Below are 15287 nucleotides of genomic sequence, written 5' to 3'. Positions count from 1 at the left end.
ATTTCCAGAAACGTCAACGCTTGTCAACGTTTGTCAACGCATCGTTTTTGATACAAGTAGCTGATACGGTGCAACTTGTGCCTTGTCAACAATGTCAATCCTGAAATGTGTACAGATTATATTTCGGAATATGTCATAAAATAAAGGCCATCCATAGGATGACCTTAACGAGCATAATCAGATAAACTTGTTCAATTCTTCTACCAACAGATGTACGGTAGTGGAAGATTCTTCCATAGCCGGATTACCATGTGAGACATCGGCAAGAACGGCAGAGGCATTCTTAATGGCCTGCGACTGCAAGTGGAGCAATCGGTTATACATAATAGCCCCGAATCCTTCCGTCTTGGAATAGGGTATTCCTGAAAGCCTTGACAGCATGTCGGCATAACTGTTCCTGTGCAACGCCCCTTTGTAGAGATTGAAGTGCAGCAGGAACCAATATTCAAACGCCTGGTTGCTATAGGCCACCTTGAAACCGTTTTTTTCGGCCAGTGTAATGGCTTCATTGAAGTCCTTTGCAGGAAAATCGTCCTTGTCGAACACTACCCAGCACTGGTCATAAGTCCGCTTCTTCTTTTGGTCGGCGTCACGGATACTAATGGCCTTGCTCACAAGACTGGTCGTGTTCATTGCCTGGCCTACCGCCTTTACCGTGGCGGCGGTCATTCTGAAGGCCTTGAAATAATCCGGTTCCGTGCGGACACCTTCACATACGATAAGAAACGACTGCTTTACTTCTCTCGTGCTTTGGCGGCGTGTCAATGAAGCGGAACGATGGTCTTTCTTTTTTGTCTTTCCCATGGTCATCCCTCCGCCGTAAATATTGTTTCCATATCACCTATAATGGGCGTGGCACCGAACTTACCTTGCAGGTAATCCCGCTCGAAAGGTGAACTGCCACGCACTTTATACTCGGCCAGCGAATAGGCTTCTGTCGCGCCGAAACTATCCTTTTGAGTGAACCATACCTGGTCTCTGCGGAACAGACCTGCACTGAGCAGGAACGTGTCATGAGTGGTAAACAGCAGTTGCGCTCCTTTGGGATTTGTCTCCGCAGAGTTGAAAAGCGTGATAATCTTGCGCACAAGCAACGGATGGAGTTTGGAGTCAAGCTCATCCACCACCAGACGTTTGCCATTGTCCAGCGCATCTATGATAGGATATGCCAAGGAGAAATATTTGATGGTTCCCTCGGATTCGTTTCCGTTAAACGAAAAGGCTACATTATGGGTCGCTTTTCCTTCATCATCGTACTGACGATGGCTGCTTACGATGCGGTTGTCAATCTTGGCTATGTTGTCTATGCCCAAATCCGCATATTTGGCGAAACGAACTATACGCTCACGCATCTTTTCATCGTCCAGATGCCTGATGGCTTGCGACCACATTTTCTCGTCCTCGCTACAGAACAGGACTTGTGTGTCGCCAAGCCAATGCAGGATATTGACGGCGGTCGTTTCGTTGAACTGGGCGGCAGTGGAGAGAAGAAGCGCGTTGCCGCGAACCATTTTCTTGTTGACCAAATCCTGTATCAACGGGCTTTTAGCATGAACGGTGGTTGTTTCCCCTTCGCGGTAGAATATCTCTACCTCTTTGGCACGTTTCCTGTTCATACGGCGGTAAAGCCATTCGGCATGTATAGCTTTGGGGGCTACCTCAAAGCCGTAACGGTAGATGTATTCACCGACGGCGAAGGTGGCCTCCATCGTGGTCGGCTCATGGGCGGTGGAAATGTTCAGGCGGAAGTTCTCCACGTCTATGCTTTCGCCAGCCTGGCTGTTCTTGAACGAATCCATGATGAAACGCTTGTAAAAAGCGATGGCCTTCAATACATTCGTTTTTCCTGAAGCGTTCGCCCCGTAAATCACCGCACTGCGCACGAGTGACAATCCCATGTCGGAAAGCGGAATGACATCATTAGGTTCCGAAAGGGATTCCTTTAGGGTAGTGGCCACGAAGGATAGTTTAAGTTCATCCTTTATGGACAGGAAATTGCTGACACAAAATTCGAGAATCATATATTTAACCTTGTTATTTGCTGATTTTTTGCAAATATACAAGTTTTCTTCCGTATTTGGTAAAGATAGCTGGATTTTCATATCTACTAAATTGATTTATTTCCTTAGTTTGAACTATTCAGCATTGGGCCAACCGGGTATTTTGCAGTAAAACAGCCTGAACTTATAATAGTAAAACTTGTCTTACATATTAGAGGACAAAAGCATGTCACGAAAGAAATAACTGAACGTCAGATGATTGCGTTAGTTTTAATCCGTGAGAATAAAGGCCTAACCATATCTGAAATGTCCCTAAAGACAAATGTGACATTACAACTTTTCAAGAATTAGGCATCATATCAAGGGAAGGCGGTCGCAAAGACGGTTCATGGATTATAAAGCAAGATGAGGAATAATGAACTGTTTCATTTCATGAGACCTCATTTGCTAAATCCATCTCGTCTTGAACCATTTCCGTTTCAAGGTCAAGCCCAAACATATCCTTCAACTGTAAGTAGTCGAAACACAACGCTTTCGGACGGTTGACCTTGACTTTCTTAAGCTGTTGGCCGCCTGACACCTCTATCGTGTAATCCGGCAGACCATTTGGCAATAGTATGGTGAACCTGTCCTGCTTCAGTCCAAGGAATGACGGATGCGATTTGAGGTAGGACATGATGGTTGACCAGTTGGAGCGGTTGGCCGTGGCATTTTGGTTACGGCTGTTGAACAGGGAAGCCACGGCTGCCATATTCAGGTAAAGAATGGGACGTGATTCCATGAACTCGATTTCTTCCTTGGCAGCCAACGGACGGAAGCTCTTCAGGTAACGGATGCGGTAATGCGCTTTCTCTACGCACTTACCCATCGTCTGGAAGCCTTGCAGCATGTTCCAGAAATCGGCAACTTCGGAACTTTCTTGGGCAAGCTCGTTCTGGACGCACATTCCTTTGACTGCGGTATCGAACAGGTCGGTATAGCTGAAAGGCACATCCAGCACGGTTTCCAACGTGCGGAACGTGGCCAAAGGAATTACCCAGTTGCCGAAAATTCGGTCATGTATCGTCTCCTCTTCCATCTTGGTGGCCAGTTCCCGTTTTACGATGGAATAGGTGTCCGAAAAGTTCTTCTCGAACAACTCCCGGTGATTCAGTATCTCTATGGTCATGTGTGTCAGTCCCAAGTTGCACAAGGCTACCAAATCTTCATAGCGGCTTTTCTCCTTTTGGCTGAACGAGGTCTTGGAAAAAGCGAGAAACAGGACACGGGTGTAGAGTGCCATATCCTGCGTGGGCTTGTCCTGTCCGCAAAGCACCACGCCCGTACTGACTATAGTCTGTGCCGCCATACCGTCCGCACCCGTGTTTTTCTTTGTCTGGCCACCGCCTCCCCAAAGACCTTTCAAATAAGCAATCTTACGGATGTCGAGATCGTTCTTGTACTCGTCAAGTACCACGAGCGTATTGACCGCCTGTGAAACCCGGTCGTTCATGGCCGGTACGGAAGTGACACCGAGGTTAGGAGGGTCAACGCCGTGCAGGAAAAACGCCTGCAATGAAGTGGCAAGCGTTGTCTTTCCTGTTCCCTTCTCGCCGAATAGGTTGAGAATGGGGAAATGGCGTGTCCGTTTGAAAACGATGTCACGGAACAAAGTGGAAAGCAGGTAGCAGAAAGCAACGGTAGCGTTCTCGCCGAATACCTCCATCAGTTGTTTCACATAATCGTATAGCTTTATGCCGTTGCGGTTCTCGTGTACCATCAGACGCTCAAACTGGAAAATCTCCGGGTTATGAATGTAGATTTTGGACATGGCAGGAATGTAGTACGCCTTTCCGCTGACACCACGGACAATGCCAAGGTCATCCACAGCTTGAAATTTTCCATTGACAAGAAGTCCATTCCCAAAGGCGAAGAAACCTTCTGTGGCGTTCCATCCTAATTTGCGCACCCGTTCCGCTGTATCGGTTTGGGAGTACAAGTACTCCTTGACACGGTTGAGCTTGTCGATTTTTGCCAACCACACATAGTTGCCCACGGAGCCGACCTTCTGCTGGAAGCTGTTTAGCGAACACAATTCGGACTCCCTCAGCTCAATGACACGGCATATATTATAGGTGTTACGCATACGGAAGATGCGTGTGCCGTTGTTCTCGTCCTCGATGTGGAACAGCGGTTCCATGATGAAGTTGGAAATCCTTGACGGCTCCTCGTCGTCATCCCCGGTGGCGTAATAACAGTTCTCCCGAATGAACAGCCCGTGTTGGCGCAATAATTCCGCTTCACGCTGCCTCTCATCCATCGGTGTGAGTTTGTCCTGCCTTTTCCGCGCCTCTCCACGGGCTTGCGTTACGGCATCACGCCACAATTTGGCTTTTCCGTAGATTTTGGCCAGTTCGTCAATACACTGGTTAAACACCAGCTGGTCTTTCACATAGCGCATCAGGTCGGCAATCTCTGACACGCATTTCCGTTCTTCCACCAAAGAATCCGCTACAAGAAAGCGTTTCTGTGCCAGCCAGACAATAAACAGCCTTTCTTTCAATGAGATGTAATCCTCCCGGCAATGAATGAAGCTGTCGGCGTCGTTCTTTCCGGGTTTCACTTCCCAGCCTTTTTTACCGTCGGGGATTTCGGCAAACGGCAGTTCCCTGACGGTTACATGGAAGCCTTTCCTGACTGCGGCTGTCCCGTTTGCCATGACCGCCTCAAACCCAGGACCGAAGGGTTTGCCGTCACTGACATCGGAATCGGGGATAAAGCATAATGAAGAGGTGTATTTTTTCAATAGCTCAAACTGGCTGTCCGTCCATGCTGTACCCAATGCGGCCACGGTATTGTCGTAGCCGACGGACTGCATACGCAGCACGTCGGGCGCACCCTCCACGATGATGAAGTACTCCGCATTGCGTTCACGGCTCGCCCTGTCTATGCCGAACAGACATTCACCCTTAGCATATACCGCACTGTTTGGCGAATTGATGTATTTCGGTGCATTCGGGCTGTTCCCGATGTAACGGGCGGTATAAGCGATGATGCGCCCCCATCTGTTGCGTATGGGAATCATTATCCTGTGTCTGAACATGGTATACACACGACCGTCATCTCCGCGCCGGAGCAACCCCAGCTCGAAAAGTACATCCTCGTCCAGTCCTTTTGTCCGGCAGAACTCCATGAACGCACCTCCGTCACGTGGCGCGTACCCGATGCCTGCGACCGAACAGAACTCTTCCGGCCATCTTCCGTAAGCATATTCACGGGCAAGGCGGCTTTCATCACTGTCCGGCACCAGCAGGCTGCCTACAAAGAAGTCCTGTACATGGCCGAGTGTGGCAAGAAGCGTTTCCTTGTGCCGAATTTTTGCAGTCTGCTCCTTGTCCTGTCCTTCCACATACTCAATGGAAATATTGTGCCGTTTGGCCAAGAACTCGATGGCTTCCATGAAGGAAAGATTCTCTTTCTCCATGATGAATGTGATGGCATCGCCGCCACGGTTGCAGCTGAAACAGTGGAACAGGTTCTTTCCCGGACTGACAGAAAAGGAGCCGGTCCGCTCCTCATGGAACGGACAAACGCCCATCAGGGTCGAGCCTTTCCTTGACAGTCTGACATACGGCTCCAATACATCCTCGATGGAAAGCTCCCTGACCTTATTGATTGTTGACTCGCTTATCATAACGTGGTCAGGAGTTTCCAACAGTCAATTATGGACTGGCCGGAGTATTTTGGCCGGCTGGCATTATCGGGATTAAGCGGCTTGATATAGCCGCTGGCCTTATATTTTCTAAGCGTCTTGTAACTGACACCCAGTTCTGCGCAAGTACGTTTGACCGAATAAACCCCTTCCGGGTCACATGTTGGCACTAATTCTCTCATCCGCTTAATATTTTATCGTATGCCTGTTCCGTAGGTCTCATAAGTTACAGCACTGGCATATCCTGATATTGTTTTCTTATCTCTTTGTGTCTAAACTATTTTCGTTTATATCGGAAGAAGTGTTGTCGAAATAGTCCTGAACCGTGCGTTGCAGGAGGCGTAGGTCTGCCGTCCTGTATTCCACTTTGCCGGGTCTCTTGTAACACACCACTTTCCCTTGCCGTCTCCATCTTTCGACATTCCGGCGGCCGAACATTTCATAAGCCTTTCTCTGACTGACAAATTCCGGATCGGCATTGTCGGATTTCAAGTACTTGACAATCCTTGCCGCAAGGTCATTCAGAAATGTGTCATAAGGGATTAGGCGGTCTAAAAACTGGAGGAACTGCATAAATCCAGGATTTACAAGGTACGCATTACGGTTATGGTCTGCTTCTCCCTGTCCGTCCGTGTCTTGAACTGACGGTTATAAATGGCACCAAGTTCTGAGGCTTGGGTTCGGACGCTTTTCAACCTGGAGATGTGGAAGGTGATTTCATCGCCAACTTCGAGTGCGATAAGCGCAGGACGGATTTTTTCCATGTTTTCTGCCATAATATTTGTTTGTTTAATGATTAATGTTTAACTTTGTAGTCGATAATTCAATTTATATCATCGGCAAAATAACATAAAAAGGTTTATATAGCCAAATATTTGTTTGATAATTGTTGATTTAATATTGCAATTTAAGGTTTGACCCATGAATATAGATATAAAAGACGTACATGTGGGACAGGCTATTGACCAACGCCGCAACGAACTCGGCCTTTCTAAGTCCGAACTTGGACGCAGGCTTGGCATCCCCCAACAGCATATCAACCGCCTTCTGGAAAGGGAGACGATGGAGACCAAGCGGCTTGTCAAGGCTTGCAAGGCGTTGGACTTTAATTTTTTCGCCTTGTTCTGCCCGGTCAATCCCCAGATATCCGCATACCTCGCGGCAGTGGCATTGGACGGGGGAGATGCCAATAACAACATTGGCGATAGCGGACTTGCAGCCCAGCTTACCGCCGAACAGACCAAGGTGGAAAACTTGAACGGCACTATCAAGCTACTGAAGGAGCAGATAGACAGCCTGAATGCACAAATTATCCGTCTGGACTCCAATCTGAAGGACAAAGACGCAATTATAGAACTACTAAAAGAAAGGAGGCAAAATATGTAACATTGAATACTGTGGTCAATATGATGATTGGCACATAGTAGCGCAGAATGTTTACACCAATATCGGTAGTTATCTGGTTTTCAAATATATATTGCTATCATTTCGACAGCTATTGAGTTTGGATATTCGATGGGAACTCGATAAGAGAAATCAAATTCACGAGACTGTTTGCTATTTGTTTTCTACATAGTACATAACTCATTGAATATGAATATCTAATTAGAGTGGCGCAAGCTGCAGTCGAAGACAAGCTCTAAAAAAACTGCACCGAAGTTGATATTTTGCTTTCATCCGCATTTTATATGCAAAACATTTGTTTTTCATTTGTTTTCCCAATGGAGGCTAATCAACTCAATACCAATGAGGTATTAAAGCGGCGCAGGCGGCAATAGAGGAATAATCTCTTTAAAATATTATTTTTATATCAGGCTGTAATTCACCGTTCTACGGTAGTTACAGCCTGATTTGCGCTTAGACGGTTCACACTATAAAATCCTCCTCAGAATATAGAATAACGACAAGATTACAAACAGGGCTGTTAATCTCTTTATATCAACCTGTAATAGGACATTTTGAAAGAAGTTCTTTGTACGCGAATAAGCAAATCAGAAAGTGTCCCTTTTATAGATGGAACTCCTGACCGATTATAAAATCGATGAAGCTTAAAGGGCATCCAACGAATAGACATGTCCTTTCATCGGCAGGCCCCTCCTTCTCTCATGCCTTCTTCCACCTCTTTCCAAAGATTCTTATTGATGATATGTACAATGTCGAACACCATCAGACCGTCGGAAAGCTTCAGGTTCATGGCTATTGCTTTCGATAGCTTAGCTGGATTGTTATAGAATTGATCAACTAAGACTCCACCCATAAACTTATTGTTTTTCAATATAGTGCGCAGATGCTGACACGAACCTTCCACACAATACCATGTGCCCGACTGGGCCTGACTATCTGTTTCGTTCCAAACGCTATGACCGTTCTTCAGATATTCTTCTATCGTAATGTCCGTGTAATAATTTCCCGTAGCATACAAGTCTATCAGTTCGGCATAACCATAGTTCTTATACTCAGGAGTTGCCCAATCGAAATCCTTGCTGGGATCATAGTCCTTGCTGGCAAAATTCACACCTACTTCATAGTAAGATGGATACCAAGCACCTGTATATGTGCCAAACGATATATTGGGATTCACAGCCTTCACTTCCTTGCGGGCCAAAGCCATAAAGTCAGTAATCGTCTTCGTACGCCACTCAAACCACTTCAAAGCCAACTTTCCAAATTTAGGAACAAACTTTCCGTCAGCCGTTTTTTCCCAGGTCAGGATATCTTGTGGAAAATTCTCCACCTTAGCGCCAATATATTCCTCAAACTTACTGCGCGAAAGCGGTGAAAAGTCGGCACTGATACCATCGTAGCGTACACGGTCGAGCATCAGTCCGTCCAAATCGGGATATTTGCCAACCAACTCTTTCAGCACATTGATGATATGTTTACGATATTCCTCGTTGAGCGGATTAATCATGGCACCATACTTATGTTTTTCCTCCATGATAGAGATAATCCCTTTCTCTGGATCGTAAACCATAGATGCCCATTCTGGGTGACCAGTATAGACCAAGCCACGATCAAAATAATTGTGACCGGCACAGAACACATTCAATGATGCATGTACCTGCAATCCCAATTTATGTCCTTCTTGAATAAAATAGCCCAAATAATCAAAGTCTCCACGCTTGGCCCCTTTCCACTCTTCCATGCGCGGAGCATACTTACTGTCATAGAGTACTTCACCAGTAATCGGACGTACGTCGACAATGGCATGTGTGAATCCAAGCGACTTTATCTTCTGCAAATAATAGTCAATGGAGTCTTTCTGATTAAAACGACCGAAGTTGGCTTCGGCATCAAACCACATCAGTGCTGGCTTGGCTGGAGGCTCTTCCGCTTTGACCATTTTCTTAGTTCCACCGCAAGATGACAATACAAGCATTCCCGAGGCAAGCAGTAAAAGAGATTTTTTCAAACTTAATTTTTTCATTGGTACCTACATGTTTTATTAGTTAATATCTTTCTATTTGATCACCGCTCTAAAAGGAGCAGCCGGAAGCCCAGCATTGTTCTGCAAGGTCCCTACCTTGTAATTGCGAAAGCAATAGCGTACTTCTACCGGATTCGGAACAGAATCGTTCCATACTTTGACCTTTGAACTGCCACCGATAATTTCAGCCTTGGCAGGATATATATTACCTGCTTTGTCGACAAGTTCAAAGCCTTCTACCAATTGGTTTTCAGGTCCAAGGCCATCCTCACCAAATTCAAAATCCACCTCAACGTGCTGACCGTTCATCTGACATTGCCGATAGATGGGTCCTGAATACATAAAACCTTCCAAACCATAAGTACGTGCCAGTGCCCAATAAGCCAGACGTTCGCCAACTTTTATCTTATAAGGTGGATGAATAAATTTCTCACTGCCAGCATCTGTAGTAATCACCATGCCTGTGCCTAGCACATCATGCATCAATTCAAGTTGACACTGTCTGAAGAGAGCCCAGTCGAACTTATCGCAGCCTTCCGATTCCCAGGGGGCTATCTGAACGTAATAGAATGGCATCTCGGGTGACTGAAAAAAAGTACGCCACTCGGCCACCATAGCTGGAAAAAGTTTCTTGTAAAGAACCGGATCCGCACTGTTTGCCTCTCCCTGATACCAGATAACTCCTTTTACAGGGAAACCTTTCCAAGGATTGACCATAGCATTCCACAATAAAGTAGGTGTACCAGCCGGCCAACCGAATTCTGTAGCCTTCACATCAGGTAACTCTACTTCCGTAAACGGCTCCAACGTTTCACGGCTCATCCAAGCCTCTATCTTTGAAGCGCTCCATGCACAATGTATCAAACCTATAGGTACATCCAGCGTACGCTGGAGTAAATCACCGAAAAAATACGCAGTAGCACTGAAATTGGCTACCTCTTTAGGTGAAAGTTCGGTCCAATATCCATCAATACCCTCCGTCTTCGGAGTAGTGCTCCAGGCATTCTTCACCGTGTAGAGCCTTAATGAGCGCTTGGAATTAGCCGATACAATGTAAGGCTGAGAACCATAGACTGGCTGACCTCGAAAGCCTTTGACCGGCATCTCCATATTGGACTGACCGGAACAAAACCAAACTTCACCAATCAGAATATTCTTTAAGACCAATTTATCACCGTCGCTGAACGTAATGGTATAAGGACCACCATAAACCGGAGTTTCCAGCGTCAGCGTCCACAGCTGCCCTTCCCGACGGTCGGCGTAAACTTTTTTATTGTTCCACGAAGCCATAGCATATACTTTCTTACCGGTAGTCGACCGACCTGTGAAAACAACTTTTGACTGCTGTTGCAGCACCATACCGTCACCCCAAATAGAAGGGAGTGTCACTTTGGCATAGAGAGCTGACCAAAACAGCAACAAGCAAAACAAACTAAGCAATCTTTTCATAACTTCATTTTCTTTTTACAAATTCATTTAGAAATATTTCACTCTCATTCCAGTGTCTGACTATATGCATTTCCCCTGACAAGTAATCTACTCACAGGCTCGTTGTTCAAACAAATAATCAGGAACGAGTACTTGGTCCCTACCCGACTCGGTTCCACACACGTTGTAAGCAGCCACTTCATATGTACCAGGCCCTTTGACGGTAAACATACCGAATGGTTCTACCTCATTTGTCGTACGCTGAACATCGCCTACCAATTGCCCATCCTTATATATATGGTAACCTACAGCCTGCGACTTGTATCTGCCCCTCCATGACAAAAATACGTCCTGCTTTTCATCCTGCATATAAGTTAGTCCAACCACAGGCAAAGGTGTAGCAAGATGAGGCAAGTGACCTTTTCTAACATAATAAATATAGGATTTATGGAAAGCCGGATGGCATAACCAAGGACTATAATAGTGGGAATAAGAAAAGCAAATGAACCCAGAAACATATGGAGTAAGCAAGTCAATCTGCTTTTGAATTCTGTCTAAAGTTGCCGACGTCCAAAAACGCTGATCAAACATTTCCACATTGGCTACAAAACGGATGTGAGGAGTCTTCGGAATAACAACAGACAAAGCTGAAAACCAGTCAGCCACTTCACCTAAATTGAGGAAACCTGAACCGATACAGTCTTGTGGTGCAAAAATATCCCCATTCTGAAAATGAGCATTGTTCAACACATACTTCCACATCTCGGCACATTGGATCGGAGTTCCATTTCTACTATTCATGAAGGGAGACAATAAGAATGGCATATTATTGGTTTGCTGATGTAGATAATCCAAATTAATATTCAGTGCCTTAACAAGGAACTCTCGATACATTGGTGTCTTACAGTATGAATTATCTACCTCCCAAGTCCAATACCAGCCACACATAGTCTCCTTGTAACGAGACTTATAACGTCCGATTAACTCCTCTGCTACTTTATTTCCAAGCTCCATCTGCTGCATAAGCCATTGTGGAGTAAAATCAACTTTCCACCATGCCTCATTGAAATTTAGTCCTACGAATACTTTAAATCCCGCCCTACGAGCATTACGCAGGCAGTTTTCAAGTAAATCGTTCTTGTTACCCAATACACCCGGTATAGTAGAAGGATAAACCGCCGTAGTGTTCCCTTTTTGGTCCGTATGAACCGTATGCATGAAAATAACATATTCCATACCAGCAGACTTGAGTACCTTGAATTCCTGCTTCCAGCGGGTATCATTCCATTGCTCCACCAGATAAGGCTGAATAAAAGTAGCCTCAATCAATTGTTTAGAAGCTCTTGTATTGAAAGGAAGCAACAAACAGAAAAAGAATAAAACAAGTATTGAAATCTTCATAATATTATTATAAAAGAAGCTGCTCTTTCAACTAATGTAAATGCAAGAGACAGCTTCTTTTTATTAATAGGAGGATGTTCCAGTTTTAAAATAAATCAATCTATTGCTGTACAGAACTCAAATAATCGTCGAATCCCTTCTTGAAGTCGTTCCAGTAATCGTACATTTTAATATGTACCATATCAAAGACAAAATAGCCATCAGCCACATTGATGCAGGCATCTATAGTCTGCGGAATCTTATCTCCCTGACCGCCTTCTGTCCAACCTGTACTATTACCTATATCCGGTCCACCGGCAAACTTGACATCGCCCATCAACAGCTTTTTGGCATTTGTACAAAAACCTTGCATATTCCACTCTCCGCTCCCATATATCTCATCAGCAGAAGCATAGGCGCCAAGCAACATAAAGTCGAGCATATCGGCATAGCCATAATCTTTGTATCTGGCTGTTGCCCAATTAGGATACTCGGCAGAAGTGTCGTACTTAGGACTGGCCCAGTTGACACCTACCTCATAGTAAGTTGAATACCAAGCACCCACATATACACCAAAGCGTAAGTCAGGATTAACTGATTTCACTTTATCGCGCGCCTTGGCTATAAAATCGTGAATAACTTTAGCTCGGAATTCCAACCACTGCTTCATGTACTTAGGCTGCGGAGAAGGTAACGGATAATAACTACTCCCTGGCTGAATAATATCTTCGGGAAAGTTTTCGACTGTCTCACCAATATATTCTTCAAACTTTTGTTTGGAAATAGTCGAAAAATCAGAAGCAAAATCATTATAACGACAACGATCCAAGAAAATACCATCTATATCATACTTAGCCAAGTCACCCAACAACTGAAGAACAAACTGTTGAACTTCATCATTGGCAGGATTCAGGAATTTTGTACCATATACATTGTCGGGATCGTTTGCTGCCGTCATATCCATGGCATTGGTAAGCCCCCCTTCCAGATTAAGCGTAGTAGCCCATTCTTTCTTAGAAGGATCTCTAAAGAGCAATCCTTGTTCTCCCAAGCCATAAGGATAAAGGTTACCACCTACAAAAGTATTGATAGAAGCATTGACTTTCAGTCCCAATTTATGACCGGCATCAATAAAGGCTTGCAGATAATCCCACGTTGCCGTACGCTCAAAATAAGCATAACCATTATCACTCCAATAGTCCAGCTTCTTCACCTGTTCTACAGCTGATGTCTGAAACAGTACATCACCCATAGTAGGACGTACATCCACCACAACATCAGTAAAACCGGCTTCTTTAGCTTTAGTTAAATCGCGCTCTATATTTTCTTTGCTATTGGCATAGTCGGGAAAATTAGCAGCTGCATCAATCCAAACAAAACGAGGCTTAACCTCAACCTGCTGCTCAGGCTCATCCGTATCTTCTTCCCAAGGCCAACCAGGTATACCGTCATTGCTGTCTTTGCAAGCTCCTAACAAGAACATACAACACAAAACCGCAATGGTATTAGAATATCTAAAAAACTTCATCGCAAATAATTATTTTCCAATGGTTCATTTTGTAAAAATCCAGGAGACTCAGTTCTCCAAGACTCCTGGATATTCTTAATTAACTCAATTATTTCTGAATACAATCAGCAGAGAAACCACCGATAGTAGCACTATTATTGTCATAGTAATAAACGTAAATCTTGAAGCCGTTGGTAGCCGGAGCAATCAGCACGTCACCCGAAGCAGTCTTCGTGTCACCTTGCTGATACCAGTTCAAAGCATCGGCCTTGAATACCAGTGCTGGAGAGGTAAAGACATCATTACCCAAAGAGCCCTTGCTTGTGACATCATACAAATATACCTGAGGACCAACACCCCAATGCGGGAAGTGAGAGACAAGCAACATAGCCAGATAGTTAGCATTGTTGAACGTCTTAGTATCAAGACAGTTCTGGTTCTGTGCCCAGCTATTGCCACTGGTATTCGCCAACTGTGCGGCTATCTGATTGTTACCATTCAGATAAGTCAGAATATTGGCATCGTAGTATGACAAGAAATAGCCATCAGTAACATTAGTTGAAGCCGGAACTACAGAAGTCGAATTAACCGGAGCAGCTCCCCATGCTAAGCCAGTAGATGAAATATCGACAACCTCAGGAGTCTGGATTTCACCATTCTTCACTACAATACGTGTAAAGGCACTCGAGTTGGTCACTCCGCTAACACCATCATTCGTCAGGATAATGACTGCATTGCTTGTTACATCACCAATCACTTTCATCTTAGCACCCATAGGTAATCCTGCGGTATTAGTGAACGAGTAGAAAAGTTGAGGAGTATCTTTTACTGAAGATGTCATGAAGATATTACACTGGTCGCCTATATCTACCTTGTTGCAGATAAGCAGATGTCCACCTTCATCACTGGTGATACAACCGGCTTGTGCCGAACCCAAATTAATAGTACCGCCCTTGCTACCTGTTTCCTGATTAAAGTAAAGAGGAGTTGTTCCGTCGCCCATGCAGACAAGCAACTGTCCACCTACAACACCCAACGTAGGAGCATTAGTGTCATTCCAAGGAATACCAGCTCCAGCCGTCGCATCCAGATTGAACAGCTCTTCAAGAGGTGCATTGAATCCGTATGGAATCTTCTCCGGTATGGTCTTTCTAACTACATATTCTTTCTTGTCTACTCCGTTATGAGCTACTACTGTGAACGTTACATCATCATTGTAATCTAAAGCCTCAACACGCGGATCAGGAGTAATGGTAGCATGAGGCGACAAAGTAATATCAGCCAGACAAGAATTCAAATCATCCGCACTAATCAACGAAATTGTATTTGAGCTATTATCAATGACACCGGATACAACTGGGTCGACCAGTGAAAAAGATATCAGCTCGCATTTGTCAGACTTCGTACGTTCGCCTGTAATGCAAATATCACGCTTCTCACCTTGGGCATTAGTGTATACAAAATAGTTATCTTTTGTAAGATCCAGTACCGTCAGACTGGGCTCAATTGTACAATTAGGAGCTAACTCAGCCCTTACTCTAACGGCCGTCATATACGGTGTAGTCTCATCCTCACTATCTTCCGGATAGAACCACGGAATAGGTATTACATACTTGTCGGCCGAAGCATCTGTTATCGCATACTTTACAATCTCTTTATCGGTAAAAGGACCTGAAGTAAAGATAGCTGTAAGACTCGTAATACCTTGACGATCTGCTGTAGGGAGCACATACTCAGGCTCCTGGCAGGCTGTCATTATAGACAACAAGCCTAATAATAAATATATCTTTTTCATAATCATTGTTTTTAGATTTAATGGATATCCGTGATCATTTGAAGCAAGACGTTATCCAT

The 15287-nt window shown here is 44.8% G+C and carries 12 protein-coding genes; 1 reads left to right on the top strand and 11 read right to left on the bottom strand.

Translation table 11 applies throughout. From position 1 onward, the window contains the following. Positions 1-177: 177 nt before the first annotated feature. From ACZM60_RS00200 to ACZM60_RS00175, 6 genes are all read right to left on the bottom strand, one after another. The gene (locus tag ACZM60_RS00200) at positions 178-804 is read right to left on the bottom strand and encodes an RloB family protein (RefSeq protein ID WP_241209994.1); all 627 of its coding nucleotides are present in this window, start codon (positions 802-804) and stop codon (positions 178-180) included. Positions 805-806: 2 nt separating this feature from the next. Then, entirely contained in the window at positions 807-2021 is a 1215-nt protein-coding gene (locus tag ACZM60_RS00195; RefSeq protein WP_172774763.1) for an AAA family ATPase, read from the bottom strand. 409 nt (positions 2022-2430) lie between these two features. Continuing rightward, positions 2431-5673 (bottom strand): DNA primase, encoded by a 3243-nt coding sequence (locus tag ACZM60_RS00190; RefSeq protein ID WP_489520492.1) that lies wholly within the window; start codon positions 5671-5673, stop codon positions 2431-2433. After that, on the bottom strand, positions 5670-5873 hold the full coding sequence (locus tag ACZM60_RS00185; RefSeq protein WP_260400840.1) for a MerR family transcriptional regulator: 204 nt from the start codon (positions 5871-5873) through the stop codon (positions 5670-5672). Before ACZM60_RS00185 ends, ACZM60_RS00190 begins: the two co-directional genes overlap by 4 nt. A 76-nt stretch (positions 5874-5949) precedes the next feature. Then, entirely contained in the window at positions 5950-6264 is a 315-nt protein-coding gene (locus ACZM60_RS00180) for a hypothetical protein (RefSeq protein WP_172774761.1), read from the bottom strand. Positions 6265-6275: 11 nt separating this feature from the next. After that, positions 6276-6467 carry a hypothetical protein gene (locus ACZM60_RS00175; RefSeq protein WP_172774760.1) on the bottom strand — a complete coding sequence of 64 codons (192 nt, stop codon included), beginning with the start codon at positions 6465-6467 and terminating at the stop codon, positions 6276-6278. A 145-nt stretch (positions 6468-6612) separates the two neighbouring features. Between ACZM60_RS00175 and ACZM60_RS00170 the strand changes: the two genes are divergently transcribed. Then, the gene (locus tag ACZM60_RS00170) at positions 6613-7077 is read left to right on the top strand and encodes a helix-turn-helix domain-containing protein (protein ID WP_022384518.1); all 465 of its coding nucleotides are present in this window, start codon (positions 6613-6615) and stop codon (positions 7075-7077) included. A gap of 694 nt (positions 7078-7771) precedes the next feature. Here the strand turns inward: ACZM60_RS00170 and ACZM60_RS00165 are convergent. From ACZM60_RS00165 to ACZM60_RS00145, 5 genes are all read right to left on the bottom strand, one after another. Further along, on the bottom strand, positions 7772-9070 hold the full coding sequence (locus ACZM60_RS00165; RefSeq protein ID WP_489520528.1) for an alpha amylase family protein: 1299 nt from the start codon (positions 9068-9070) through the stop codon (positions 7772-7774). 81 nt (positions 9071-9151) lie between these two features. Next, complete coding sequence (locus ACZM60_RS00160) at positions 9152-10567, bottom strand: sialate O-acetylesterase (protein ID WP_489520491.1); 1416 nt, start codon at positions 10565-10567, stop codon at positions 9152-9154. A gap of 87 nt (positions 10568-10654) precedes the next feature. Next, entirely contained in the window at positions 10655-11947 is a 1293-nt protein-coding gene (locus ACZM60_RS00155; protein ID WP_489520490.1) for a DUF4434 domain-containing protein, read from the bottom strand. A gap of 100 nt (positions 11948-12047) precedes the next feature. Then, positions 12048-13454 (bottom strand): alpha amylase family protein, encoded by a 1407-nt coding sequence (locus ACZM60_RS00150; RefSeq protein ID WP_340319627.1) that lies wholly within the window; start codon positions 13452-13454, stop codon positions 12048-12050. Between the two features lie 88 nt (positions 13455-13542). Beyond that, a complete protein-coding gene (locus ACZM60_RS00145) occupies positions 13543-15228 on the bottom strand; it encodes a DUF5018 domain-containing protein (protein WP_489520489.1) in 1686 nt (561 codons plus the stop codon). Between the last annotated feature and the right edge of the window lie 59 nt (positions 15229-15287).

Source organism: Phocaeicola sp. (assembly GCF_057861905.1).
Note: the sequence above shows the minus strand (reverse complement) of the source record. Positions and strands in the feature narration are given on the sequence as shown.